Origin of the sequence: Polymorphospora sp. A560 (assembly GCF_045781765.1) — a bacterium.
Classification (GTDB): domain Bacteria; phylum Actinomycetota; class Actinomycetes; order Mycobacteriales; family Micromonosporaceae; genus Polymorphospora; species Polymorphospora lycopeni.
Genome location: NZ_CP122282.1, coordinates 1,880,594 through 1,906,884 on the forward strand (window position 1 = coordinate 1,880,594; position 26,291 = coordinate 1,906,884).

Below are 26,291 nucleotides of genomic sequence, written 5' to 3' on the forward strand. Positions count from 1 at the left end.
CGTCGCCTCCCATAGCGGACGAAAGGGGGAGAGAACCGCAAGATCGCGAGAATGTCGTCGGTCGGCTATCGTGCGGATCACGCCGCGTCGGTATCGAGCGTGACGCGGGGCGGGAGGTGGATCGGTGTACGCGGACCTGCTCACCGGAGCGTGGCAGAGCCTGGTCTACGGCGCGGTCGGAATCGGCCTGATGGCGGTCGGGTTCCTGCTGGTCGACCTGCTCACCCCCGGCCGGCTGCGCGACCTCATCTGGGTACGGCGCAGCGGCAACGCCGCGCTGCTGCTGGCCGCCAACCAGCTCGGCATCGCCGGCATCGTCTTCACCGCGATCCTGACCAGCTACGACTCGTTCACCAAGGGCCTGGTCTCGACGCTGATCTTCGGTGCCGTCGGCATCGTGATCATGGCGTTGGGCTTCTTCGTGCTCGACTGGCTCACCCCCGGCAAGCTGGGGGAGATCATCGCCGCCACCGAGCCGCACCCGGCGGCCCGGGTCAGCGCCGCCTCGCACTTCGGCGCCGCGCTCATCGTCTGCGCCTGCATCGCCTGAGCGCGCCCGCGTCGCCGCGCGTCGCCCGGCCGGCGGTGGCGCCGCCCGGTGGGCCCGCCGGCTACGGCGCGCGGAGGCCGTCGAGCAGCCAGCCCGCGTAGCGGCCGGCCAACTCGCCGACCGCGGTCGGGTCGGCGGCCGTCGGCCCGACCGGTTCCGCGGGCCCGAGCAGCCCCGCCGGACCGCCGGTGTCGCCGGCCAGGCGGGCCGCGTAGGAGACGCCGCACATCAGCCGCAGGATGTCGTCGCCGTCCACCCCGGGCCGCAGGGCGCCGGCGTCGCGGACCCGCCGGAGAAGCTGGTCGACGGTGCCGTACAGCTCGTGTTTGAGCTGGCCGGTGCGCGGGAGCGTGTCGGTGCCGGTGGCCAGCACGTCGGCGAACCCGGGGTCGGTGACCATCAGGGCGATCCCGGTGGTGAGCAGCCGGGTCAGACCGCTCCACGGGTCGGCGGCGGCCAGTTCCCGCCGGGCCTGGTCGAGCACGTCGTCCAGTTGGGCCTGCACGAGCGTCTCCAGCAGTGCCCGCGGCGTGGGGAAGTGGCGGTAGGCGGTCCCGACGCCGACGCCCGCCCGCCGGGCGATGTCGTTGAGTTGCAGCGACCGGTCGCCTTCGGCCAGCGCCTGCCCGGCGGCGTGCAGCAGCCGCTCGCGGTTGCGGGCCGCGTCGGCGCGCGGCGGGGAGTCTGACCCGGGCACGGAGTCAGGCTACCGGAACCGGCCGACATTAGCGGATTGGCTATCCGTTTATGCTACGGTGAAGCGGATAGCTAATCCGCTTCGTTCGACGGCCGGCCCCACCCGGGGCCAGAACGGGAGCCTTCCGACATGCCCGAGTCACCACCCCGCCGGCGCTGGACCGCCGCCGACATCCCCGACCAGTCCGGACGTACCGTCCTGATCACCGGCGCGAGCAGCGGCCTCGGCCTGCACATGACCGGTGAGCTGGCCCGGCGCGGCGCCCGCGTCGTCATGGCCGTGCGCGACGTCGCCAAGGGGGAGCGGGCCCGGGCCGCGCTGCCGGCCGCCGACCGGATCGAGGTACGCCACCTCGACCTGGTCGACCTCGACTCCGTACGCGACTTCGCGGCCCGGATCGTCGCCGACGGCGGCGGGCACGTGCTGGTCAACAACGCCGGGATCGGCAACCTGCCCCGGCGGTTGAGCCCGCAGGGGCACGAGCGCCAGTTCGCCACCAACCACCTCGGTCACTTCGCGCTTACCGGGCTGCTGCTCGACGCGCTGACCGGACCCGACCCGCGGGTGGTCACCGTCACCTCGGGCCTCTACCCGCTCGGCACGATCCCGTTCGACGACCTGACCGGCGAGCGGCGGTTCTCCCCGGGCCGCGCCTACATCAACACCAAGCTGGCCAACGTCCTGTTCGGCCTCGAACTCGACCGCCGGCTGCGCGCCGCCGGGTCACCGGTCCGCAGCCTGCTCGCCCACCCCGGGATGGCCCGTACGGCGTTCATCGACCAGGGGCCGCCCGCCCTCGTCGGCCTGGCCAGGTCCGTCGCCCGGGTGATCGGCCGGCCCGTCGCGGACGGCGCGGTGCCGATCCTGTACGCCGCCACCGCACCGGACGCCCCGACCGGAGCGGTCATCGGCACCGGCCCGACCTTGCGCAAGGTCGCCCCCACCGTGGAGGCGGTCCGCCGCCCCGGCACCGACGCCGGGCTGGCCACCCGCCTGTGGCAGGTCTCCGAGGAGCTGACCGGCGTCACCCCGCTGCTGCCGGTCCGGCCGTCCCGCTGAGCGGGCAGGCCCACCCGTCGGCCCGCGCACCGCGAGGCGGGGCGGTGGCCCCCGCCGGCCACCCGATAGCCTCGGGTGCGTGGCAACCGCGCTCGTAATCGAGAACGATCCGACCGACGACCTCCGCCGACTCGGCGAGTGGCTCACCGAAGCCGGGCTGGACCTGCGGGTCGTACGCGCGCACGCCGGTGAGGAGCTGCCGGCCGACCTCGACGGATACGACGCGTTCGTGGTCCTCGGCGGCGCGCAGGCGCCCTACCCCGCGCCCGACGGCACACCCGGCGCCCCCTGGTTCCCGGCCCTGGAGGGGCTGCTGCGCAAGGCGGTCCGCAACTCGGTGCCGACCCTCGGCATCTGCCTGGGCGCCCAACTGCTCGCCACCGCCCACGCCGGCACCGCCGAGCGCAGCGCCGCCGGGCCCGAGGTCGGTCCGGCGGTCGTCGGCAAGCGCGACGCCGCCGAGACCGACCCGCTCTTCCGCTACGTGCCGCTGATCCCCGACGTGTTCCAGTGGCACCGCGACGAGGTCACCGAGCTGCCCCGTAACGCGGTGCTGCTCGCCGCGTCGACCCGCTATCCGCACCAGGCGTTCCGGATGGGCGACCGGGCCTGGGGCATCCAGTTCCACATCGAGTGCGACACCGCCATGATCGCGCAGTGGGCCACCGACTCGGAGACCCTTGCCGAACTCGGGTACGACCCGGAGGTCGTCGTCGCCGCCTGCGACGCGATCATGGTCGACGTCGAGGAGGTGTGGCAGCCGTTCGCCGCCCGGTTCGCCGCCCTGGCCCGCGGCGAACTCGACGTACCGCGCCCCGGCCGCAACCTGCCGCTGCTGGGGCACTAGCGCCGCCGATGACCAGACCCACCAGCGCACAGGCCCGGCTCGCCCGCTACGGCTTCGGCGGCGCCGGGGGACCCGCCACCCGCCCCGGTACGGCCGCCGCCGACCTGCTCGGCCCGGACGGGCTCGGCCTGTGGAACCCGGCCACCCACGAGCCCACCGACGGGGCGGCCGCCGAACTGCTCGCCGCGCTGTCCCGGGCCGCCGATCCCGACCTGGCCCTGCGCCAGCTGCACCGGCTCGTCGAGTCCGAGCGCCGCACCGCTCCCGACGGGCCGGGGGTCGTCGACGCGCTGCACGCCGACCAGGGGCTGCGCCGCCGGCTGATCGCCGTACTCGGTGCCTCGTCGGCGCTCGGCGACCACCTGGTGGCCAACCCCGACCAGTGGCGCGTCCTGGTCACCGGGGCCGACGGCGCGGCCCCGCCCGCCGACGGCCGGCTCGAACCCGAGCCACCTCCGGCCGGCGACGCCCCGGCGACCGGACCCGCCGTCGGCAAGGCGGCCGTGCCGGGGCTGCGGCGGGCCTACCGGCGGGCCCTGCTGCGGATCGCGGCGGCCGACCTGACCGGCGGGCGCGGCCTGGAGCAGACCATGGCCGCGCTGTCCGAGCTGGCCGACGCGACCCTGGCGGCGGCCTACCGGATCGCGGTCGCCGAACTGCCGGCCGGCACCCCGCAGCCCCGGCTCGCCGTGGTGTCGATGGGCAAGTCCGGTGGCTGCGAACTCAACTACGTCTCCGACGTCGACGTGATCTTCGTGGCGGCCGAGGACGACGACCTGCCCGCCGCCACCGCCGTCGCCACCCGGCTGATCCACATCTGCGGGCTGGTCGCCTGGCCGGTCGACGCCGCCCTGCGGCCCGAGGGCAGCCGCGGGCCGCTGGTCCGCACCCTGGCCAGCCATCTGGCCTACTACCACCGCTGGGCCCGCACCTGGGAGTTCCAGGCCCTGCTCAAGGCCCGGCCGGCGACCGGCGACACCGAGCTCGCCAAGGCGTGGATCGACCAGCTCGCCCCGCTCGTCTGGCACGCCGCCGAACGCCCCGAGGCGGTCACCGACGTACGCGCCATGCGCCGGAAGATCATCGACAACATCCCGCCCCGCGAGCTGGAACGCGAGATCAAACGCGGGCCCGGCGGATTGCGCGACATCGAGTTCGCCGTTCAGCTCCTGCAGCTCGTGCACGGCCGGGTCGACGAGACGCTGCGGGTCACCGGCACGCTGCCGGCCCTGCGCGCCCTGGTCGCCGGTGGCTACGTCGGCCGCGCCGACGGCGAGGCGCTGCTGCGCGGCTACCGGTTCCTGCGCTCCGTCGAGCACCGGCTGCAACTCCAGGGACTGCGCCGCACCCACACCGTGCCCGACGACCCGGCCGCGCTGCGCTGGCTCGCCCACGCCCTCGGCTACGTCGCCAACCCGGGCACCAGCGCCGTCGAGGCGTTCCGCGCCGACTGGATCAGCCACGCCACCGAGGTCCGCCGGCTGCACGCCAAGCTGCTCTACCGTCCGCTGCTGGAGGCCGTCGCCCGGGTGCCGGCCGACGAACTGCGGATGACGCCCGAGTCCGCCCGCCAGCGGCTGGAGGTGCTCGGCTTCGGCGACCCGGCCCGCGCACTGAAGCACATCGAGGCGCTGACCGGCGGGGTGACCCGGACGGCCGCCATCCAGCGCACCCTGCTGCCGGTGCTGCTGCCGGAGTTCGCCGACGCCCCCGAACCCGACCGCGGCCTGCTCAGCTACCGGCAGGTCTCCGACAAGCTCGGCGGCACCCCCTGGTACCTGCGCCTGCTGCGCGACGGCGGTCCCGTCGCCGGCCGGCTGGCCCGGGTGCTCGGCCTGTCCCGCTACGCCGCCGACCTGCTCGCCCGCGACCCGGAGGCGCTGCGGCTGCTCGCCGACGACGCCGAACTCACCCCCCGATCCGCCGACACCCTGCGCGAGGGCTTCACCGCCGCCGCGTCCCGGCACGTCACCGGCACCGAGAAACCCGATCCGGTCCAGGCCATCACCGCCGTACGGGCCCTGCGCCGGCGGGAACTCGTCCGGCTCGCCTGTGCCGACGTACTCAGCCGGACCGGCGCGCTCGCCCCCGAGCGGCCGGTCGACGTCACCGGCATCGGCGTCGCGCTCACCGACGTCGCCGAGGCCACCCTCGCCGCCGCCCTGCGGGCCGCGCTCGCCGCCCAGCCGCCGATGCCCGGCCTGCGGTTCGCCGTGATCGGCATGGGCCGGCTCGGCGGCTACGAGATGAGCTACCCGTCCGACGCCGACGTGCTGTTCGTCTACGAACCGCCGCCCGGCGTGCCCGACGACGCCGCCAGCGCCGCCGCCCGCGCCGTCGCCGAGGAGCTGCGCCGGCTGCTGGCCATGCCCGCCCCCGACCCGCCGCTCGGCGTCGACGCCGACCTGCGCCCCGAGGGCCGGCAGGGGCCGCTGGTGCGCAGCCTGGCCGCGTACGCCCAGTACTACGCCCGCTGGTCGAAGGTGTGGGAGGCGCAGGCGCTGCTACGGTCCCGGTTCGTCGCCGGCGACGCCGACCTCGGTACCCGCTTCGCCGAACTGGTCGACCCGATCCGCTACCCGGCCGCCGGGCTGACCCGCGAACAGGTCACCGAGATCCGCCGGATCAAGGCCCGGGTGGAGAGCGAACGGCTGCCCCGCGGCGCCGACCCGGCCACCCACACCAAGCTCGGCCGCGGCGGGCTCGCCGACGTCGAGTGGGCGGTACAGCTCCTCCAGTTGCGCCACGGCGGCCGGATCGAGCGGCTGCGCGGCACCCGTACCCTCGACGCGCTGGCCGCCGCCCGCGACGCCGAACTGCTCGACCCGGCCGACGCGGTGGCGATGGCCGCCGGCTGGACCGCCGCCGCCCGGGTCCGCAACGCGCTGACCCTGGTCCGCGGCCGGCCCGGCGACCAGCTGCCCCGGCACGGCACCGAGCTGGCCGGCGTGGTGCAGCTGCTCGGCGGCGACGACCCCGGCGAGTTCCTCGACGACTACCTGCGCGCCGCCCGCCGGTCGCGGGCGGCCGTCCAGCGCGTACTCGATGCCTGACCGGCACCCGCCGCGTACCGCCGGCCGCCCGGCCGGCCTGCCGCGCGCCGGCCGCCGCCCCTCCGGGCCGGCACCCGGTGCCCGTCGCGCGGTCGGCGCGACGCTGGTCACCGCCGCCGTCCTGACGGCGGCGTTCCTGGCCGCGCCGCCGCTCGGCAGCGACCTGTCCGCCCAGGTCGCCCGCGCCGGCTTCTTCGAGCGGCACGGCTTCGCGCCCCTCGACCTCGGCTGGTACGGCGGCGTGGCCCCGCCCGGCTACAGCCTGGTCAGCCCGCCGCTGATGGCCTGGCTGGGCGGCGGCACGCTCGGCCCCCGGCTGGTCGGGGCGCTGGCCGCCGCCGGCTCCGCGCTCGTCCTGGCCCTGATCCTGGTCCGCACCGCCGCCCGCCGGCCACTGCTGGGCGGGGTGCTGGGGGCGGTGTGCCTGTTCGGCAACCTGGTCTCCGGCCGGGTGACGTACGCCGTCGGCATCGCGTTCGGCCTGCTCGCGATCCTCGCGCTCACGTCACGGCGGCGCCGGGCCGGACCCGTGGCGGCGGTGCTCGCCGCGCTGCTGGCCGGGGCGGCGAGCCCGGTCGCCGGCCTGTTCGTCGGGCTGGCCGGGGTCGCGCTCGCCCTGACCGACCCGCGGCGCCGGCTCGCCGGGGCGGCGGTGGCGGCCGGGGCGGCCGTACCGGTGCTCGGGCTGGCGGCCCTCTTCGGCTCCGGCGGCTGGATGAACATCAGCTTCCTCGACACCGCCCGGGCCGCCGTGGCGAGCCTGGCCGTGGCGCTGCTCGTGCCACACCGTGCCGTGCGGGCCGGCGCCCTGCTGTCGGCCGGCGGGGTCGTCACCGCCTACCTGGTGCACACCCCGGTCGGGCTGAACGCCACCCGGCTCGCCGTGATGTTCACCCTCCCGCTGCTGGCCGGGTACGCCGTCGTGCCGGGGGCCGCCCGGCTGCGCCGGCCGCTGGCCGCCGGGGCGCTGGGCCCGCTGCTGGTCGCGGTGGCCCTCGTGCAGCCGCCGGTGTCGACCGCCGACCTGCGCGCCGCCGGGGACCCGACCGCGTCGCCGGCCTACTTCCGGCCACTGCTCGACGAACTCGACCGCCGGCCGCCCGGCCGGGTCGAGGTGGTGCCGACCGGCAACTACTGGGAGGCGGCGTACGTGCCCCCGCACGCGCCGCTGGCCAGGGGCTGGCTGCGCCAGGCCGACATCGCGCACCACCCGCTGTTCTTCGACGGCTCGGTCGACACCGACTCCTACGGGCGCTGGCTGCGCGACAACGGCGTCGCGTACGTGGCGCTGGCCGGCGCCCCCACCTCGTGGGTCGGCCGGCGCGAGGCCGAGGTCGTCCGCGCCGGACCGCCGTACCTGACGCCGGTGTGGCGGGGCGGCGACTGGACCCTGTACGCCGTCGCCGCCACCCCGTCCATCGTGGACGGTGCCGTGCTGGTGGACACCGACGACCGCGCCGTCGAGATCGACGTGCCGGCCGCCGGGGACGCGCTCGTCCGGGTCCGCTGGTCGCGCTGGCTCACCGTCGACGGCCCGGCCGGCTGCCTCACCCCGTCCGGCGACGGCTGGACCCTCCTGCGGGCCGCCGAACCCGGCCGCTACCGGATCACCGGAGCCTGGCGGACAGGCCCGACCTGCCCGCCGCCGCCGTGACACGATGAGCGGCGTGCAACGGCTGACAATCGTCCGGTACGCCGGCTTCGCCGGGGCGGTGCTGCTGGCCGTCGCCGCCTACCTCGGCGGCGCGCTCGTCGAACTCGAGATCGGCGTCACCCCGCTGAAGATCCTGCGCGGGGAGAACGGCCCGCTGATCATCGCCTGCTGGCTGGTCGGCACCGCGCTGATGACCGGCGCCTGGTGGGCCGCCCGCGACGCGGTGCAGTCGACCCGCTGGGCGCTGGTCACCACCGGACTGTGGCTGCTGCCGCTGCTGTTCGCGCCGCCGTTGGCCAGCCGCGACGTCTACGCGTACGCCTGCCAGGGCGCCACGTACGCGGCCGGGTTCAACCCGTACGAGCAGGGGGTCTCCGCCCTGCCCTGCCCCTGGCTCGACTCGATCTCCCGGATCTGGCGGGACACCCCCGCCCCGTACGGGCCGCTTTTCGTCCTGATCGCCGGCGGGGTCGTCGCCGCCACCGACAACCTCACCACGATCATCGCCACGTTCCGGGTGATCGCCGTACTCGGGGTGGGGCTCACCGCGGCCACCCTGCCGGTCCTGGCCCGGCGCTGCGGCGTACCCGCCGGTCGGGCCCTGTGGATCGGGCTGGCCTGCCCGCTCGTCGCGATCCACCTGGTCTCCGGGGCACACAACGACGCACTGATGATCGGACTGGTCCTCGCCGGCCTCGCCCTGCTCGTCACCCGCCCCGGGCGGGCCTGGGCGATGGTGGGCGCGGGTGCGCTGCTCGGCCTCGCCGTCGCGGTCAAGGCCACCGCCGGCGTCGTCGTGCCGTTCGCCGCCCTCCTCGCCCTGCCGGCCGCCTTCCGGTGGCGGGACCTGGTCCGGTACGGCGGCGTCGTGGTCGCCGGCGCGCTCGGCGCGATGGTCGCCGTCACCCTCGTGGCCGGCCGCGGGTTCGGCTGGATCGCCGGGCTGTCCAGCAGCGGCGACACGATCCAGTGGAGTTCCCCGCCGACGGCCGTCGGGCAGACCATCAGCTACGTGCCCCGCCTCTTCGGCGTGCACTTCGACGCGATACCGGCCGCCCGGCTGGTCGGCATGCTGGTGCTGCTGGTGTTCCTGGTCGCCCTGTGGTGGCGGTCGCGCCCGGCGGTCGCGCCCGGCGGGCCGTCCCGGGACGAGGCGGGTACGTCCGGCGCGGGTGGCACCGGGGCGGCGGAGGCCGCCGGGACGGCGGTGCCGGCGGCCAGCGGCGACCTCGGGCGGGATCCGCTGACCGCGGCGGCGATCGCGCTGGTCGCCACGGTGGCACTGTCGCCGGTCTTCCACCCGTGGTATCTCACCTGGCCGCTGGCCCTGGTCGCGGCGACCACGACCCGGCTGCGCCGGTTCGTCGGCGTGTGCGCGGTCGCCTGCTTCCTGGTCCTGCCCGACGGGACCGGCCTGCCCCGCTACACCAAGTTCCCCGGTGCCCCGCTCATGGCGATCCTGGTGGTGCTGGTCGGGATCCGGGTCTGGCGCTGGTGGCGGACCGCCCCCCGGTCCACCGGCCCGGCACCCGTACCCGCGCACGGCCGCGAAGCGGGCGATCGCTAGAGCCGGTGGCCGTGGCGGCGGGTGCGGAGCGCGAGGGCGAGCCCGAGCACGCCGGTGGTCAGGACCGTGGCCGCGACCGAGACGGCGAGCAGCGCCTCCCACGACGCGTTGAACTGGCCGGACGGGGTCAGGTATGTGGTCGCCAGCGACTGGGTGGCGAGCAGCCCGACCGGCGGAGCCAGCATCAGCATCGTCCAGACCCCACCGCCGCGCGCCGCGCCGCCACCCAGCACGCCACCGGTGACCGCGGCCAGCACCGCCACCACGCTGAGCAGGAGTGCGGCACCCGCCGGAACGTCATAGTGGTTCCAGTAGCCGAGCGGGCGGAACGAACGGTAGACCCCGAGGACCGCGGGCAGCGCGCCGAACAGGACCGCACCCGCGAACGGGACCACCCGCGCGACGGCGGTCGGACGTGCCGGCAGGGCGAGCGCGACCAGCCCGAGCGCGATCTGCGGCAGCAGCACGAACAGCGGCGGCCGGATCGTCCCGGTGAGCACGCTCGCCGGAACGACCGCGCCGGTGAGCACGATCGCGGCACCGATCCCGATCCGGACCCGGCGCCGGGGTGCCACCACGGCGACCAGGCCGACGGCGAGCCAGGCGATCCACGGCACCGCGCCGAGGCTCCAGAACGGGCCGAACTGCAACGGGATAGACAGCGGTTCGCGTGGCCCGAGCTCGAAGTACACGAGCCAGATGGCGGCCATCGCCACCGCGGTGGCCAGCGCGAGGACGGCGGCGAGGTGGGCGCCGGCGACGACGTCCGGGCCGGCCATCCGCAGGTGCTGGCGCAGCCCGCCGCGCAGCAGGTCCACGGCGTCCGCGGGCGACGGCCGCCGCCGGTCGGTCCCGGCCAGTTCCAGGTACGTCCCGACGATCTCGTCACCGCGCCGCGCCCGGTAGTCCTTCGGGTACGCCCACAGCAGCCGGCGGTAGCGGCGTTCCAGTCGCGTCCGGTCGCTCACGCCAGACCTCCGGTGGCGAGCGGGTTGGCGGCCGCGGCCGGCCCCGGCGCGGACCGGCGCCCGGCGGCCCGGTCGCGCAGCCGGGCGGTGGCGGCCTCGACGTTGCGGCGCAGGCGCTCGGTCTCGGCGGCCAGGGTCTCGCCACCGGCGTCGGTGAGCCGGTAGTAGCGGCGCAGCCGCCCGTCGACCACCTCCTCGCGGTCGGCCGCGACGAGGCCCTCGTCGGTGAGGCGGTCGAGCGCGCCGTACAGCGTGCCTGGGCGCATCGCCAACCGGCCGCCGGACAGTTCGGCGACCTCACCGATGATCCCGTAACCGTGCATGGGGCCGCCCGCGAGCGCCGTGAGGATCAGGAACGTGGGTTCCCGCAACGGTGACGACATGGCACACAATATAACGGTGGCAAAGATATACCGCCACCAAACTCATACCCAGCCCTCGCCCCGCCGTGCGCCTCCGCCCCGCCTCCGCCCCGCCTCCGCCCCGCCCGTCGCGCCTCCGTCCCGCCCTTGCCCTGCCCCGCCTTGGCCGCGTTGATCAAGGAGAAGGTGTGCCCGTTCTGTAGCGCTATGTCGCGGGACTTCTCCTTGATCAACGGGACGGTTCGGGGTGGGGGAGGGGACGCGGGGAGATGTCCGGCCCTCTCGGTGGCCGGGACGGTTGCTGTTGGGGCTCACAGCGAATTCGCTGTGGTTACGCCGAATTCGCTGTGGGGCGTGACAGTAGTAGCTCCGCCTTCTGAAGGCTGGCTTCTGAAGGCTGGAATTCGCTTGTCTTGATCGTCTGCGGCTCAGGCGTTCGACACGCCGGGATCGGTGTGTCTGAACAGCAGACGATCAACCGGCGGCGAGCGCCCCCGACAGGGGAGATGGCCAGGCCGCCCTTGCGGAGAGGGCGGGCCGGCCCGCGTGCCCGGAGACGGCGGGCCGGGCCGCCCATGCGCGTAAAACGGCGGGCTGGCCCCACGCGCGGAAGTAGCGGCCTGCGTGCGCGGAAGCGGCGGCCCCGGGTGCGCGGAAGCGGCGGCCTGCGTACGTGGAAGCGGCGGCCCCGGGTAAACGGAAGCGGCGGCCTGCGTGTGCGGGAACGGCGGGCCGCGTAAACGGGAGCGGCGGCCCGGGTAAACGGAAGCGGCGGCCTGCGTGCGCGGGAGCGGCGGGCCGGGTAAACGGGAGCGGCGGCCTGCGTGCGCGGGAGCGGCGGGCCGGGTAGACGGGAGCGGTGGCCCGGCCGGGGCGAGTGCCGCTCGGCCGGCGAGTCGTGTGGAAACGGCTGGGCCGGTCCCGCGTACGCGAGACCGGCCCAGCCGGACAGATGGTGCGGGTCAGACGTTGTAGTACATCTCAAACTCGTGCGGGGTCGGGCGCAGGCGGATCGGGTCGACCTCGTTGGTGCGCTTCCACTCGACCCAGGTGGAGATCAGGTCGGGGGTGAAGACGCCGCCCTCGAGCAGGAAGTCGTGGTCGGCCTCCAGCGAGTCGAGCACCTCCGGCAGCGAGCCCGGAACCTGCTTGACGCTGCCCCACTCCTCCGGCGGGAGGTCGTAGAGGTCCTTGTCGATCGGCTCCGGCGGCTCGATCTTGCTCTTGATGCCGTCGAGGCCGGCCATCATCATCGCCGCGAAGGCGAGGTAGACGTTGGCCGACGGGTCCGGCACGCGGAACTCGACCCGCTTGGCCTTGGCGTTGCTGCCGGTGACCGGGATGCGGGTGCAGGCGGAGCGGTTGCGCTGCGAGTAGACCAGGTTGACCGGGGCCTCGTAGCCGGGCACCAGGCGCCGGTAGGAGTTGACGGTCGGGTTGGTGAAGGCGAGCAGCGACGGGGCGTGGTGCAGCAGGCCGCCGATGTACCAGCGGGCCATGTCGGACAGGCCGGCGTAGCCGGTCTCGTCGTAGAACAGCGGCTCACCGTTGAGCCAGAGGCTCTGGTGGGTGTGCATGCCGGAGCCGTTGTCGCCGAAGAGCGGCTTGGGCATGAAGGTCGCGGTCTTGCCGGCGGCCCACGCCTCGTTCTTCACGATGTACTTGAAGAGCTGGAGCTGGTCGGCGGCGTGCAGCAGGGTCGAGAACTTGTAGTTGATCTCGGCCTGGCCGGCGGTGCCGACCTCGTGGTGCGAGCGCTCGACGGTGAAGCCGGCGCCGATCAGCCGCTGCACGATGCTGTCGCGCAGGTCGGCGTAGTGGTCGACCGGCGGGACCGGGAAGTAGCCACCCTTGTAGGCGGTCTTGTAGCCGCGGTTGCCGCCCTCTTCCTCGCGGCCGGTGTTCCAGGCGCCCTCGATCGAGTCGATGTAGTAGAACGCCTGGTGGGCCGAGGTCTCGTGGCGGATCGAGTCGAAGATGTAGAACTCCGCCTCGGGGCCGAAGTAGGCGGTGTCGGCGATGCCGCTGGCCGCCAGGTAGGCCTCCGCCTTCTTGGCCACGTTGCGCGGGTCGCGCGAGTACGGCTCCCGGGTGAACGGGTCGTGGATGAAGAAGTTGATGGCGAGCGTCTTCTGCACCCGGAACGGGTCGATGAAGGCGGTGGCGACGTCCGGCAGGAGCAGCATGTCCGACTCGTGGATCGCCTGGAATCCGCGGATCGACGATCCGTCGAAGGCGAGGCCGTCGGTGAATACGCTCTCGTCGAACGACTCCGCCGGCAGGTTGAAGTGCTGCATCACCCCGGGCAGGTCACAGAAACGTACGTCGACGAACCTGACGCCCTCTTCTTTGAGGTATCGCAGCAGTTCCTCTGGGTTGGCGAACACACGTCCTCCTGGCGTCCACGGTGTGGCTAGGCTGGTCGCGACGCTATGGCGGTGCGGTTGCCCGACCATGTCCCTCTTGTTTCTGCCGTGTTACGTCACTCGCGGAGCGTGATCTCCGCCGGTCGGACGCCATGTGGCCGCCAAACGGACGATACCGCAGTGGGGCGCTTCGGGCCGCTCGACGACCAGGAAGGCTGCCGATGTGCGCCGGCCGCCGACGGGTCGCCGGATCGACGCCGTTACCCTGACTCTCCGTGGCCAGACTTGACGCCCCCCGCACCGGATTCGAGCCGCCGAGCCTGGCCCGCCGCTTCGCCGCCCTGATGGTCGACTGGGCCGCCTGCGTCGCGGTGTCGAGCCTGTTCGCCGACCCGGTCCGTGACGGCTGGCCGCCGGTCGTCGTCCTGGTCGGTGTGTACGCCTTCTTCGTCGGCCTCTTCGCGCAGACCCCGGGCATGTGGGTGGCGAAGATCCGGTGCGTCTCGTACGCCGACAGCGGCCGGATCGGCGTCTTCCGGGCTCTTTTGCGCGGTCTGCTGCTGGTCCTGGTCGTGCCGGCGCTCATCATGGACGGCCAGCGGCGCGGTCTGCACGACCGGCTCGCCGGCTCGGTGATCGTGCCCCTCGACGGTCGATCGCCGGCCGACACGACCGATCGATCACGGTCCTGACCAGCGACTACGCTGAGTTGATCTTCCGCTGACCGGCGGCCGGGCGGTTGCCTGCCGGCCACCGAGTCTTCATCGCCCCGACCGTCCCGGATGTGGTGTCCGCCACGGCGTTCCGCCGTACTGTTGCCTAAAGTTTGCAACAACCATTGATCACCATCTGGCGTGTTCGCGCCTGGAGGACACTGTGAGCGAGCGAGCAGTCGGGCCCCGGTCCGCAGACGACGGCACCGTCCGGATCGAGGTGGCGGCATGAGTTCCCCGCTGAGCCGACCGCTGCGTGCCGCGCTGGGCGGCCTGACCGCCCTCGGCCTGCTGGCCGCCGCCGGCTGCGGCAACCCCGACGCCCCGGACGGCGCCGGCGCCGCGACCGGCATCGTGCTCGCCGACGCCTACGAGGACAGCACCCTCAACCCGATCGCCGGCTACTCCGAGACCGGATACAGCAAGATCTACGACGGCCTGGTCCGGCCGGCGCCGTACCAGCCCGGGGTGCTGCCCGCGATCGAGCCGGCACTCGCCGCGCAGCTTCCGGAACCCAGCGCCGACGCCCGCGAGTGGACCGTCAACCTGCGCACCGGCGTCACCTTCCACGACGGCTCCACCTTCGACGCCGACGACGTGGTGGCCACCTACCGGGCGGTGCTCGACCCCGTCTCCGGATCCCCGCTGGCCGGCTCCTTCGAGATGCTCCAGGCGGTCGACAAGGTCGACGCCACCACGGTCAGGTTCACCCTGAAATACCCGTACGCGCCGTTCGACCGCCGGCTGATGCTCGGCATCGTGCCGGCCGAGTCGGTCGCCACCCCGGGCCCCGCCGACGCGTCGCCGCTGGGCGAGAAGCCGATCGGCACCGGCGCGTACAAGCTGGAGTCGTGGCGCAAGGGCAGCGAGATGGTGCTCACCGCCAACCCCGACCACTGGGGTGGCGAGCCGGCGGTGAAGAAGCTGACCGTCGTGATCGCCGCCGACGACAACACCCGCACCCAGCGCACCGGCGCCGGCGAGTTCGACGGGGCGTGGCTGCCACCCAAGCTGGCCGCCACCTTCGCCGACCGTGGCGGCTTCTCGGTCGTCGCGCACCCGAGCGCCGACTTCCGGGCGGTCAGCCTGCCCACCGCCCACCCGGTGACCGGCGACCCGGCGATCCGGCTCGCCCTCAACCACGCCGTCGACCGCCAGGCCATGGTCGACAACATCCTGGCCGGGTACGGCAAGCCGGCGTACACCCCGATCCCGGATTCGCTCGGGACCTTCCACAACCCGCAGGCCACCTTCGCCTTCGACCAGGCCAGGGCCGGCCAGATCCTCGACGCGGCCGGCTGGGTGCCCGGCCCCGACGGGATCCGGGTCAAGGACGGCCAGCGGGCCGCGTTCACCCTGATGTACTTCCCGAGCGAGACCCTGCGCCGCGACCTCAGCCTGGCGTTCACCTCCGACGCGAAGAAGATCGGCATCGAGGTCAACCTCGAGGGCGTCGACCGGCCGCAGTTCCGGCCCCGCATCCCGCAGGACGCCGGCCTGCTCGGCGGCGGGGACAACCCATACGACCCGGACACCCAGGTCTACGCGACGCTGCACTCCAGCTACGCGCAGTACGACGCGAACAACCCGTTCCGCAACCCGGGCGCCTACCGTAACGAGGCCGTGGACGCGGCGCTGGACGCCGGCCGCCGGTCCGTCGACCCGGCCGAGCGGACCCGGGCCTACCAGGACATGCAGGCCGAACTGATCAAGGCACCGTCGAACGTCATGCTCGCCTACCTGGACCACACGTACGTCATGAAGGACGGCGACTGGACCGGCACCCGCCCGGTGCTGGAGCCGCACTCGCACGGCGTCTCCTGGGGGCCGTGGTGGAACCTGCGGGACTGGAAGCCCGGTCGGTGACCGTGACCCCCATCGCGCGGCTGGTGCTGCGGCGGGCGCTGCTGGCCGTACCGGTGCTGGTGCTCGTCTCGGTGGCGATCTTCGCGCTGGCGGCGGCGTCGCCGTTCGACCCGCTGTCGGCCTACCTCGGCGACCGCTACCTGACCATGGACCCGGACGACCAGGCCCGGCTCGCCGCCCAACTCGGCTTCGACGACCCGTGGCCGCAGCGCTACCTGCACTGGGCCGGTGACCTGCTGACCGGCGACCTCGGCACCTCGGTCGCGCTGCGCCAGCCGGTCGTCGACGTCATCGTCGAGCGGCTGCCGTGGACGATTCTGCTGGTCGCCGTCGCCCTCCTGATGGCCATGTCGACCGCCCTCGTCCTCGGGGTGTGGTCGGCGTGGCGGCAGGGCGGCTGGGTCGACCGGGCGGTGACCGCGTTCAGCCACGCCATCGAGGGCATCCCGCCGTTCGTCGTGGCGCTCGGTGCGATCGCCGTCTTCGGCGTCGCGCTGTCGTGGCTGCCGGTCGCCGGACTCACCGACGCCGGTGCACCGGTGACCTTCGCCCAGGTGGCCCGCCACCTGGTGCTGCCGGCGCTGGTGCTCGGCCTGTCGCAGACCCCGGTGCTGCTGTTGCACGTACGGCAGTCGCTGCTGACCGCGCTCGCCGACGACCACGTGGCCGGGGCCCGGGCCCGCGGCCTGCCCGAGGCCCGGGTGGTGCTGCGGCACGCGCTGCCGGCGGCGCTGCTGCCGTTCACGACGCTGCTCGGCGCCCGGGTCGCCGAGATCGTCACCGGTGCGGTGCTGGTCGAGGAGGTCTTCTCCTGGCCCGGTGCCGCCCAGGCGGTGGTCCGCGCCGCGGTCGCCGTCGACTTCCCGCTGCTGGCCGCCCTGACCCTGCTGTCCACGATCGCGGTGCTGGTCGGCTCGTTGCTCGCCGACGTGGCGTACGCGCTACTCGACCCGAGGGTGGCCGCCGATGGCTGACCTGACCGACACCGCCCGCCCCACCGAAGAAGGCGAGCGCACCGACACCGCCCGTGCCACCCGCGAGGGCCGGGTTGCCGAGCCGGGCCGGCCCGCTGGCGGAGGCCGGCTCCCAACCGGTTCCACATCGACGGTCGACGCACCCCGCACGACCGACCCGGCCCCCGGCGAGGAACCGGCCGGCGGCGGGTGGATCGACGCGGCCCGGCCCCGGGCCGGGATGCCCCGGCGCCGCGGACCGGGCCGGGCCGGGTGGGCGCGGCTGCGGCCCGCCGTCGGCCTGGGCCTGCTGGCGCTCCTGGTCGGGTACGCCGTACTCGTGCCCTGGCTGGCCGACTTCGACCCGCGGATCACCGACTACTCCGCCGGGCTGTCCGCCCCGTCGGCCGAGCACCCCTTCGGCACCGATCCGGCCGGCCGCGACCTGCTGGTCCGGTCCGCCGCCGGGCTGCGCGTATCGTTGCTGATCGCCGCCGTCTGCGCGGTCGTCTCGACGCTGATCGGGACGCTCGTCGGCGCCCTGTCCGGGGTCGCCGGCGGGGTCGTCGACCAGATCGTGATGCGCCTGGTCGACACCGTCAACGCCGTACCGCACCTGCTGCTCGGCATCGTCATCGTCGCCCTCTACGGCGGCGGGCTGCCCGCCGTCATCATCTCGATCACGCTCACCCACTGGACGTCGGTCGCCCGGATCGTCCGTGCCGAGGTGCTGTCGCTGCGCGACCGCGAGTTCGTCGACGCCGCCATCAGCGGGGGAGCGTCGCGGTGGCGGGTCACCCGCCGGCACCTGCTGCCCGCCGTCGTACCGCAGGCCGCCCTCGCGGCGGTGCTGATGCTGCCGCACGCGGTCTGGCACGAGACCGCGCTGAGCTTCCTCGGGCTCGGCCTGGCCCCGCACGAGGCAAGCATCGGCATCCTGCTCGACGAGGCCCGCGAGGCGACGATGCTCGGCGGCTGGTGGGCGCTGGTCTTCCCGTCGGCGCTGCTCGTGGTGGCAACGCTGGGCGTCGCGGCGTGCGGTGCCGCGTGGCGCGACCGGCTCACCCCGCGCCGCAGGACGGAGCTGGCGCTGTGACGACGAAGGGACGGGGCACGACCGCCGGGCTGGCGCTACGCGACCTGTCGGTGCGGTTCCTGGTCGGCCACGGTCGCCGCCGGGGCGCCGCGCCGACCGTGGTACAGGCGGTCAACGGGGTCACCCTCGACCTCGTACCCGGTCGGGTCCTGGCCCTGGTCGGGGAGAGCGGGTGCGGCAAGTCGGTGCTGGCCGCCGCGATCCTCGGCCTGCTGCCGGCCAACGCCCAGGTACGCGGCACGGTGGAGCTGGCCGACCCGGCCGGCGGACCGCCGCTGGACCTGCTGCGCTGCCCCGAACGGGTGCTGGCCGGATCGGTCCGGGGCCGCCGGGTCGCGCTGGTGCCGCAGTCCGCGGCGACCCACCTGACGCCGGTCCGCCGGGTCCGCGGACAGCTCGCCGAGACGGTCCGGACCCTGACCGGGGTACGCGACAAGGCGGCCCTGCGGGCACACTGCGACGAACTGGCCGTCCGGGTCGGGCTGGCCCCGGCCGACCTGGACCGCTTCCCGCACGAGCTGTCCGGTGGGATGGCGCAGCGGGCGGCACTGGCGTTCGCGCTGGTCGGCGAACCGGAGGTGGTGCTCGCCGACGAGCCGACCGCGGGCCTGGACCGGCCGCTGGTCCGCAACACCACCGCCGCGCTTCGCGACCTGGCCGGCCAGGGCAGGGCGGTCCTGCTGATCACCCACGACCTGGCCGCGGCCGAGGACGTCGCCGACGACCTGGCCGTCATGTACGCGTCCCGGCTGGTCGAGAGCGGTCCGGCGGCGGCGGTGCTGGCCGACCCCTGGCACGACTACACCCGTGGGCTGCTGGCGGCGCTGCCCCGCAACGGCCTGACCCCGATCCCGGGGCAGCCGCCGGAGCTGTCCCGGCTGCCGGCCGGGTGCGCGTTCCACGCCCGGGTGCCCGGCGACTGCTCCGGCGACCCGACCGCCCGCCCGGTCGGCGACCGCCGGATCGCCTGCCGCCCCGGCGGCGACGCGGCGGTACCCGCGCTGTCCGGCGCACCGGCGGCCACCAACGGCGGAGGAGACGGGACATGCTGACCGCGAAGGGGATCACCGCCGGCTACCGGCGGGGCCGGCCCGTCCTGTCCGGAATGGACATCGAGGTGGCGCCGGGGGAGATCGTCGGGCTGGCCGGGCCGAGCGGCTGCGGCAAGTCGACCCTGGTCCGGGTGCTCGCCCTGCTCCAGCGCCCCTGGGCCGGCACGGTCACCGTCGACGGCACCGAAGTACGCCGGTTCCGGTACGCCGCGCCGCGCGCCGCCCGGACCGCGATCGGGGTCGTCTTCCAGTCACCGCGGCGGTCCGTCGACCCCCGGCTGTGCCTGCGCGACGTCGTCGCCGAACCGCTGCGTGCGACGGGGCGTGGCGACGCCGCCCGGGTGACCGAGGTGGCGGAACTCGTCGGCCTCACCGCCGACCTGCTCGGGCGGCTGCCGCACGAGGTCAGCGACGGCCAGTTGCAGCGGGCCTGCCTGGCCCGGGCCCTGGTGCTACGACCCCGCTACCTGATCTGCGACGAGATGACCGCGATGCTCGACGCGTCGAGCACGGCCGGGCTGGTGCAGGCGGTCCGGGCGGTCACCGCCGACGAGGGGCTGGGGGTGCTCGCCGTCAGCCACGACGAGGACCTGCTGGCGGTCTGGGCCGGCCGGGTGGTCCGGCTGGCCGCGCCGGTTCCGGTGGCCGGCTGAGCCTCCGGCGTCGCGGCCGGGACGCCGATGCCCCGGCCGGGGCGCCGGCACCCGGAAAGGAGCGGTACCCGGAAAGGGCGCGGTACCCGGAAAAGCAATGATCGTCTGCTGTTCCGGCACCGACAGCACGGCGTGTCGGGTGCCGGAACAGCAGACGATCAACGTCGCCGCCCTCTGCGCGGGGCGTGGCGTCAGCGGCCGCGGCTCTGGCGGAAGGCGCCCTTCGGCGGCCGCATGTTCTTCGGGATCGCGCCCTTGGGCATCTGCGGCCGGGCGGACAGCGCCTTGAGCCGCTTGTCGAGGGCGTTGACGTCCTTGCCGCTGAGGTTGCGGGGCAGCCGCATCAGCGTCATCCGCAGCTTGCGGATCGGCAGCTCGTTCTCACCCTGACCGATGACGTAGTCGTAGAGCGGGGCGGTGCCGATGACCTTGGCCAGCCGGCGCTTCTCCTGCCCGAGCAGGCCACGGATGCGCTGCGCGTTGCCCTCGGCGAGCAGGATGACGCCCGGCCGGCCGATGACGAGGTGCACCATGTCCATCTGCGTGGTCGAGCTGACCGCCGGCGTCACCCGCCAGTCACCCCGCATGTTGTCCAGGATCGTCGCCGCCGCGCCCGGCTGCCCTTCGGCGGCGTTCATCATCGCCTTGTTGGACCGCAGGTTGAGCACGATCAGCAGGCCGAGCAGGGCGAGCATGATACCGATCGGCAGCCACAGCCAGCCCCAGAAGACGACCGCGACCACGGTGAGCGAGAGCGGCAAGAGCACCGCCGCGGCGGCCAGCGGGACGAACCACCGGTCCCGCTTTGCGGTGAACGAGAACACCATCCCGATCTGCTTGAGCCGCGTGCGGAACGAGACCTTCTCCTGGGGCTTTGCCATGCGACGGAGTCTAGTGGTCGGCCCCGGTGGCCACGATCCGCGGCTCCGGGCTCGGCGCCGGTGCCGGCGGCGCGGACGGGGGCGGAGCCGTCCGGGTGGACCGGAACCGCTGCCAGGCCAGCGCCGCGCCGATCATGGCCAGGGGCAGCGACGGGATCGAGTAGCGCGGGTCGAGCGTGGAGGTGCTGACCGAAACGACGATCATTCCGAGGCCGAGGCCGGCGAACGTCAGCGGGTCCAGGTGTTCGCGCCAGGTGGAGGCCCGGGGGCGGACCAGGGCCAACGCCACCACCAGCAGGAAGGCGAGACCGACGACGGTCGCCGGCACCGACGCCACCCTGGAGTAGGTGTGCAGTGGTGCCATCAGCGGATGCTCGTGGTCGGTGGCGTTGCCGGCGAACCGCTGCCGCCGCGGGTCGAACGGGGCGATGTGTGCCCGGCAGGTGGTCTGCTCCTCGGTGACCGGGAACTCCCAGACCTCGCCGACACAGGCGACCCGCTCGGTCGCCGGCGGCCCGGGGCGCAACGTACGCCAGGTCTCGGTGCCGACCATGGCCAGGAAGTCCAGTGGCTGGCCCAGGATCGCCTTGCGGGCGAACGAGCTGAAGACCGGGTCGTACGACCGGTCGGGGAAGTCGCTGTTCGGGCCGCCCCCGTTCCACAGGTAGAGGTCCGACGGCAGCCGCTCGCCGAGCGGCTGGCTGGGGCACAACTGCCGTTCGCGGTCGGTGAGGGTGAGCCGGTCGCACTCCACGAACGTGGCCGTACGCGACCACAGGAACCGCCCACCGTACGTGCCGAACGAGTACACGCCGTGGAAGCTGTGGTACCAGACCAGGTAGCCGCCGAGGACCACGCCGACCACCGAGGCGAACGCGGCCACCCGTAGCCACGGCACCCGCCGCAGGATCAGGTAGAGCAGGGGTACGGCCAGGGCCACCAACCCGACCGACCGGGTCACCGCGGCCCAGCCGAAGAGACCGCCGGCGACGACGCAGGCGAGCCAGCCCGGGGTGTCTCGCCAGCACAACAGCACCAGGCCGGCGGTGACCAGCACGGTGAAGAGCGTCTCGGCGAGCAGGAAGTGCTCCAGGGCGACGGTGCGGGCGTCGAGCACCAGCGGCACGGTGGCCAGCAGCGCCACCCACCGCGCCACGCCCCGGCGCTGGAGCAGCGCGTAGGCGGCGGCGGCCAGCCCGAGTCCGGCCGCGTGCTGCACGAGCACCATCAGCCGCACCGACTCGAACGGCAACAGCAGGTTCAGCAGGAAGCTGTAGCCGTACGGGCGGATGACCCCGGGCTCCTCCCGGTAGGCGAGACCGAGGTAGCCCTGGCTGTCGCCCTGGTACCACAGGGCCGGGGCGTAGCCGACCATCACCAGCAGCCGGAGGACCCCACCGATCGCGAGCAGCGCGAGGAGAGCCCAGTGGTCGCGGGCCAGCCGAAGCGTCGTGGCGGGCAGGCCGGACAGCAGGTCAAGCAGGTCGGTGACGCGCGCGCGGAGCCGGGCGGGACGCGTCGGCTCCGCGGCGACCTCGGTCACGCCGATGCGGGCTTGGGAAGAACCGGGGCGGCGCGGCCGGTGCCGTGGTCACCGGGCCGCTTCTCCTCGTGGTACTCCTCCTCCACGTTGACCTCCCACACGTCGTGGTCGGTGCCGTCGAGGATGTTCTCCACGGTGAGCATCGCCGTCATCATCGAATGGTCGGCGTTGTTGTAGCGGTGCATGCCGTTGCGGCCGACCGGGTGCACGTTGGGCACGTCCCGCTCCAGCCACCTGCGGATCTTCTCGACGTTGTCGCTGTACGAGAAGTCGTAGAACGGGTAGGCCTTCGGCATCCGTACGACGTAGCCGGTCTTGACCAGGCCTGGCCGGACCAGCCCGAGCTGCTCCAACTCGGCCGTGCCGAGCTTGATCAGGTCCTCGTCGCTGCTGTTCCACAGGTCGTCGCCGAGCGTCAGGAAGTATTCCAGCCCCAGACAGGTGCGTCCGTCCTTGACCAGGTAGGGCGACCAGGAGCCGAAGTTCTGGATCCGGCCGACCTTGACCTCCGGCTCGTGGATGTAGATCCAGTTGTCCGGGAAGCTGAACTCCTCGGGAACCACCAGGGCGATGGTGAGGAAGTCCCGGTAGCGCAGGTCGTTCGCGGCGGCCAGCACCTCCGGCGGGGCCGGCGGGTCCATCACCTTGACCAGTTCGGAGATCGGCATCGACGACACGACGTGGTCGGCCGGCACGCGCCGGTCACCGTCGGGGCCGCTGACGGTGACCGCCACCGCCCGCCCGTCCTCCCGGTGGATGGTTCGTACGCGGGTGTTGAGCGTGACTGTTCCGCCCCGCTTTTCGATGTGTTCGGTGCACCGTTCCCACATCATTCCGGGGCCGTACTTCGGGTACTGGAACTCCTCGATCAGGCTCGTGATGTCTTTCTGGTTGCGCTTGGGCATCAGCGCGTTGATCACGGCGTTGAGCAGGGAAAGATTCTTGATCCTTTGGGCGGCCCAGTCCGACGACAGTTCGGTTGCCGGCACCCCCCAGAGCTTTTCGTTATAGGTCTTGAAGAAGTGCGAATAGAGCCGCTTCCCGAAGCGGGCCGTCACCCAGCCGGCGAGGTGCGACTGGTCCTTGGGCGGCGAGATCCGGGCGGACAGGTAGGAGCCCACGCAGCGGATCGCCTCGAACACACCCAGGTTCTTCAGCGCGTTGCCGGCCTTCAGCGGATAGTCGAAGAGCCGGCCGCGGTAGTGGATGCGGCTCATCCGGGGCCGGAGCAGGAACTCGTCGTCCGGCAGGATCTCGTGCCAGAGCGTCTCGACCTGGGGCACCTTGGTGAAGAAGCGGTGGCCACCGATGTCGAAGCGCCAGCCGTCGCGTTCGACGGTGCGGCTGATGCCGCCCACCACTTCGTCGGCCTCGAAGACCTGGACGGGGGCCTGGCGCTTGGTCAACTCGTAGGCCGCGGTGAGACCGGCCGGGCCGGCACCGATCACGACTGTCTGGGGTGGTGTCGTCATGCTCATTTCCGTCACGCTTTACCGCCATGCGGGGCCGGCACCCGCGTGGAGGGCGGTGTGGAGCGCACAGGCGCACGCCGGCCGCTGGGGGACCGCCGGAATGTAGCACGAAAATTGGTTGTGAACTGTTACCTACCGATGCCCTTTCAGGGGGCGGGGGTGGTGGTGCCGAGTTTGCGGGCGTCAATGGCCTGCTGGTAGAGCCGGCCGGCCCGGTAGGACGAACGGACCAGCGGGCCGCTCATCACGCCGGCGAATCCGATCGCCTCGGCCTCGGCGCTCAGTTCGACGAACTCCTCCGGCTTGACCCACCGCTCGACCGGGTGGTGCCGGGGGGTCGGCCGCAGGTATTGCGTGATGGTGATCAGCTCGCAGCCCGCGGCGTGCAGGTCACGCAGCCCCTGGACCACCTCTTCACGTTCCTCGCCCATGCCGAGGATCAGGTTGGACTTGGTGACCAGGCCGGCTTCCCGGGCCTTGGTGATGACGTCGAGCGAGCGCTCGTAGCGGAACGCCGGCCGGATCCGCTTGAAGATGCGTGGCACCGTCTCGACGTTGTGGGCCAGCACCTCGGGCCGGGCGGCGAACACCTCGGCGAGCTGGTCGGGGTCACCGTTGAAGTCCGGGATGAGCAGCTCGACGCCACAGCCCTCCTGGAGGGAGTGGATCTGCCGGACCGTCTCGGCGTAGAGCCAGGCACCGCCGTCGGGCAGGTCGTCGCGGGCGACGCCGGTGACGGTCGCGTAGCGCAGCCCCATCGTGGCCACCGACTCGGCGACCCGGCGCGGCTCGTCGGCGTCGAACTCGGCCGGCTTGCCGGTGTCGATCTGGCAGAAGTCGCACCGGCGGGTGCACTGGTCGCCGCCGATGAGGAAGGTCGCCTCGCGGTCTTCCCAGCATTCGTAGATGTTGGGACAGCCGGCCTCCTGGCAGACCGTGTGCAGCCCTTCCTTGGCGACCAGACCGCGCAACTCGGTGTATTCGGGGCCCATCTTCGCCTTGACCTTGATCCATGGCGGCTTGCGCTCGATCGGGGTCTCGGCGTTACGGGCCTCGATGCGCAACATGCGCCGGCCCTCGGGTGCGATGGTCACCTCACGAGCCTACGCCGCAGGCCGGACGGGATGGAGGGTGGGCGATGAGGGTCACGTCGTGATGTGACGGCGCTCACCCCGCGCCGTCGGAGACCCGCGTCGCCGGAGACCGCGTCGCCGAGGACCCGCGCCGTCGAAAGCCCGTGCCGTCGAAAACCGGTGGCGGTCGCTGTTAACGTCATGGGCAACAGCGACGACGGAGCCGAGTAGCACCTCGCCCCCGGAGTCCAGAGAGCCGCCGGCAGCTGCGAAGGCGACCTCCGGACGGGGTGTGAAGACCCTCCCGAGCTGCGGGAAGAACGGCGCCCCGGCGCCCAGTAGAGCCCGCCGGACTGGCCCACGTCACCGGGCGACGAACGAGGCCCCCGCCCGGCGGGGGCGAAGGTGTGGTGGCACCGCGAGGTTCCCGCTCGCCCACACCTCCCTGGGGATCGCGTTGCGATTACGCAAGGAGGTGCCGAAATGCAACGCATCCTTTCCACCCGACTGTCCGCCCACATCGGCGAACAGGTCGTCGTCGCCGGCTGGATCCACCGCCGGCGGCTGCTCAAGTCGGTCGCGTTCCTGATCCTGCGTGACGCCGCCGGGCTCGCCCAGGTCGTGGTCACCGCCCCGGACACCCGTACCCGGCTCGAGGAACTGCCCGAGGAGACGGCCGTCGAGATCACCGGCCGGGTGGTCGCCAACCCGTCGGCGCCCGCCGGGGTCGAGGTCGTGGACCCGGTCGTACGCCCGCTCGGCGCGCCCGCCGTACCGCCGCCGTTCGACCTGTACCGGCCGGCGCTGGCGGCGACCCTGCCGACCCAGCTCGACCACGCCCCGGTGGCCCTGCGCCACCCGACCCGGGCCGCGGCGCTGCGGATCTCGGCCGCCGCGACGGCCGGCTTCCGGTCCACACTCGACGGCCGGGGGTTCGTCGAGGTGCACACCCCGAAGATCGTCGGCTCGGCGACCGAGAGCGGCGCCAACGTCTTCGCCCTCGACTACTTCGGCCGGCCGGCCTACCTGGCCCAGTCGCCGCAGTTCTACAAGCAACTGATGGTCGGCGTCTTCGAACGGGTCTACGAGGTCGGGCCGGTCTTCCGGGCCGAGCCGCACGACACCGTCCGGCACCTGGCCCAGTACACCTCGCTCGACGTCGAGTTCGGCTTCGTCACCGACCACCGCGACGTGATGGCGATGCTGCGCGACGTACTGGCCGGGATGCTGGCGACGGTGGGCGAGCGGTGCGGACCCGCCCTCGCCACGCTCGACGTCACGGTGCCGGAGGTACCCGCCGAGATCCCGGCGGTGCACTTCACCGAGGCGCTGCGGATCGCCGGGGCGCCGGCCGACGAACCCGACCTCGCGCCGGCCCACGAACGGGCGCTGGGGGAGTGGGCCCGCGCCGAGCACGGGTCGGAGTTTCTTTTCGTCACCGGTTATCCGATGGCGAAGCGGCCGTTCTACACCCACCCGGACCCGGCGCGACCGGCGTACTCGAACGGGTTCGACCTGCTCTTCCGCGGCCTCGAACTGGTCACCGGCGGGCAGCGGCTGCACCGGCACGCCGACTACGTCGCGGCGCTGGCCGCCCGGGGCGAGTCGGTCGGCCCGTACGCGTCGTACGTCGACGCGTTCCGGCACGGGATCCCGCCGCACGGCGGCTTCGCCATCGGCCTGGAACGCTTCGTGGCAAGGCTGACCGGCGCGGCGAACGTACGCGAGGTGGTGGCCTTCCCCCGCGACCTCCACCGCCTGACCCCGTAACCACCCTCATGATCCGCGTGATCAGGGACCTTTTTCGGCGCGTCGTCGGCGCGTCGGGGCTGGAACTCCCTGATCACGCGGATCTTGGCGTGGGGC

21 protein-coding genes are annotated in these 26,291 nt (G+C 73.5%); 13 read left to right on the forward strand and 8 right to left on the reverse strand.

The window, feature by feature from the left end:
• Positions 1–124: 124 nt before the first annotated feature.
• Positions 125–550 (forward strand): DUF350 domain-containing protein, encoded by a 426-nt coding sequence (locus tag QCD66_RS08620; RefSeq protein ID WP_357537762.1) that lies wholly within the window; start codon positions 125–127, stop codon positions 548–550.
• A 61-nt stretch (positions 551–611) separates the two neighbouring features.
• Here QCD66_RS08620 and QCD66_RS08625 read toward each other — a convergent pair whose 3' ends face one another.
• Entirely contained in the window at positions 612–1,247 is a 636-nt protein-coding gene (locus tag QCD66_RS08625) for a TetR/AcrR family transcriptional regulator (RefSeq protein ID WP_375737209.1), read from the reverse strand.
• Between the two features lie 129 nt (positions 1,248–1,376).
• Here QCD66_RS08625 and QCD66_RS08630 point away from each other — a divergent pair, with 129 nt between their 5' ends.
• The 5 genes from QCD66_RS08630 to mptB all read left to right on the forward strand — a co-directional run bounded on the left by QCD66_RS08630 (position 1,377) and on the right by mptB (position 9,427).
• Positions 1,377–2,306 (forward strand): SDR family NAD(P)-dependent oxidoreductase, encoded by a 930-nt coding sequence (locus tag QCD66_RS08630; protein WP_375737210.1) that lies wholly within the window; start codon positions 1,377–1,379, stop codon positions 2,304–2,306.
• Between the two features lie 79 nt (positions 2,307–2,385).
• Positions 2,386–3,153 (forward strand): type 1 glutamine amidotransferase, encoded by a 768-nt coding sequence (locus QCD66_RS08635; protein WP_364209618.1) that lies wholly within the window; start codon positions 2,386–2,388, stop codon positions 3,151–3,153.
• 8 nt (positions 3,154–3,161) lie between these two features.
• Positions 3,162–6,206: a bifunctional [glutamine synthetase] adenylyltransferase/[glutamine synthetase]-adenylyl-L-tyrosine phosphorylase gene (locus QCD66_RS08640; RefSeq protein WP_407567067.1), complete on the forward strand. Its 3,045-nt coding sequence runs from the start codon at positions 3,162–3,164 to the stop codon at positions 6,204–6,206.
• Complete coding sequence (locus QCD66_RS08645) at positions 6,199–7,860, forward strand: hypothetical protein (RefSeq protein ID WP_407567068.1); 1,662 nt, start codon at positions 6,199–6,201, stop codon at positions 7,858–7,860. Before QCD66_RS08640 ends, QCD66_RS08645 begins: the two co-directional genes overlap by 8 nt.
• A gap of 4 nt (positions 7,861–7,864) precedes the next feature.
• On the forward strand, positions 7,865–9,427 hold the full coding sequence (mptB, locus tag QCD66_RS08650) for a polyprenol phosphomannose-dependent alpha 1,6 mannosyltransferase MptB (RefSeq protein WP_375735841.1): 1,563 nt from the start codon (positions 7,865–7,867) through the stop codon (positions 9,425–9,427).
• Here the strand turns inward: mptB and QCD66_RS08655 are convergent.
• From QCD66_RS08655 to glnA, 3 genes are all read right to left on the reverse strand, one after another.
• Positions 9,424–10,395, reverse strand: coding sequence for a hypothetical protein (locus QCD66_RS08655; protein WP_375735842.1), 972 nt, complete (start codon positions 10,393–10,395; stop codon positions 9,424–9,426). The two genes, mptB and QCD66_RS08655, sit on opposite strands and share 4 nt — an antisense overlap.
• Positions 10,392–10,778, reverse strand: coding sequence for a helix-turn-helix transcriptional regulator (locus QCD66_RS08660; protein ID WP_364209633.1), 387 nt, complete (start codon positions 10,776–10,778; stop codon positions 10,392–10,394). The genes QCD66_RS08655 and QCD66_RS08660 overlap by 4 nt, the downstream gene beginning before the upstream one ends.
• A gap of 941 nt (positions 10,779–11,719) precedes the next feature.
• The gene (glnA, locus tag QCD66_RS08665) at positions 11,720–13,144 is read right to left on the reverse strand and encodes a type I glutamate--ammonia ligase (protein ID WP_364209636.1); all 1,425 of its coding nucleotides are present in this window, start codon (positions 13,142–13,144) and stop codon (positions 11,720–11,722) included.
• Between the two features lie 299 nt (positions 13,145–13,443).
• Between glnA and QCD66_RS08670 the strand changes: the two genes are divergently transcribed.
• The 6 genes from QCD66_RS08670 (at position 13,444) to QCD66_RS08695 (ending at position 19,456) form a co-directional block, all read left to right on the forward strand.
• Positions 13,444–13,815, forward strand: coding sequence for an RDD family protein (locus tag QCD66_RS08670; RefSeq protein WP_375735854.1), 372 nt, complete (start codon positions 13,444–13,446; stop codon positions 13,813–13,815).
• 249 nt (positions 13,816–14,064) lie between these two features.
• Positions 14,065–15,702 (forward strand): ABC transporter substrate-binding protein, encoded by a 1,638-nt coding sequence (locus QCD66_RS08675; protein ID WP_375735843.1) that lies wholly within the window; start codon positions 14,065–14,067, stop codon positions 15,700–15,702.
• Positions 15,699–16,676 carry an ABC transporter permease gene (locus tag QCD66_RS08680; protein ID WP_375735844.1) on the forward strand — a complete coding sequence of 326 codons (978 nt, stop codon included), beginning with the start codon at positions 15,699–15,701 and terminating at the stop codon, positions 16,674–16,676. The genes QCD66_RS08675 and QCD66_RS08680 overlap by 4 nt, the downstream gene beginning before the upstream one ends.
• Positions 16,669–17,751 carry an ABC transporter permease gene (locus tag QCD66_RS08685; protein ID WP_375735845.1) on the forward strand — a complete coding sequence of 361 codons (1,083 nt, stop codon included), beginning with the start codon at positions 16,669–16,671 and terminating at the stop codon, positions 17,749–17,751. The genes QCD66_RS08680 and QCD66_RS08685 overlap by 8 nt, the downstream gene beginning before the upstream one ends.
• On the forward strand, positions 17,748–18,803 hold the full coding sequence (locus QCD66_RS08690) for an ABC transporter ATP-binding protein (RefSeq protein WP_375735846.1): 1,056 nt from the start codon (positions 17,748–17,750) through the stop codon (positions 18,801–18,803). Before QCD66_RS08685 ends, QCD66_RS08690 begins: the two co-directional genes overlap by 4 nt.
• Positions 18,797–19,456, forward strand: coding sequence for an ATP-binding cassette domain-containing protein (locus tag QCD66_RS08695; protein ID WP_364209654.1), 660 nt, complete (start codon positions 18,797–18,799; stop codon positions 19,454–19,456). Before QCD66_RS08690 ends, QCD66_RS08695 begins: the two co-directional genes overlap by 7 nt.
• A gap of 191 nt (positions 19,457–19,647) precedes the next feature.
• On the opposite strand, the gene QCD66_RS08700 is transcribed toward QCD66_RS08695, so the two are convergent.
• From QCD66_RS08700 to lipA, 4 genes are all read right to left on the reverse strand, one after another.
• On the reverse strand, positions 19,648–20,337 hold the full coding sequence (locus QCD66_RS08700; protein WP_357537733.1) for a DUF4191 domain-containing protein: 690 nt from the start codon (positions 20,335–20,337) through the stop codon (positions 19,648–19,650).
• Positions 20,338–20,347: 10 nt separating this feature from the next.
• Positions 20,348–21,880 (reverse strand): hypothetical protein, encoded by a 1,533-nt coding sequence (locus QCD66_RS08705; protein ID WP_375735847.1) that lies wholly within the window; start codon positions 21,878–21,880, stop codon positions 20,348–20,350.
• Complete coding sequence (locus QCD66_RS08710) at positions 21,877–23,352, reverse strand: NAD(P)/FAD-dependent oxidoreductase (RefSeq protein ID WP_375735848.1); 1,476 nt, start codon at positions 23,350–23,352, stop codon at positions 21,877–21,879. The genes QCD66_RS08705 and QCD66_RS08710 overlap by 4 nt, the downstream gene beginning before the upstream one ends.
• A gap of 146 nt (positions 23,353–23,498) precedes the next feature.
• Positions 23,499–24,446 carry a lipoyl synthase gene (gene lipA / locus QCD66_RS08715; protein ID WP_375735849.1) on the reverse strand — a complete coding sequence of 316 codons (948 nt, stop codon included), beginning with the start codon at positions 24,444–24,446 and terminating at the stop codon, positions 23,499–23,501.
• Positions 24,447–24,908: 462 nt separating this feature from the next.
• Here lipA and aspS point away from each other — a divergent pair, with 462 nt between their 5' ends.
• Entirely contained in the window at positions 24,909–26,195 is a 1,287-nt protein-coding gene (aspS, locus tag QCD66_RS08720; RefSeq protein ID WP_375735850.1) for an aspartate--tRNA(Asn) ligase, read from the forward strand.
• The last annotated feature ends 96 nt before the right edge of the window (positions 26,196–26,291 follow it).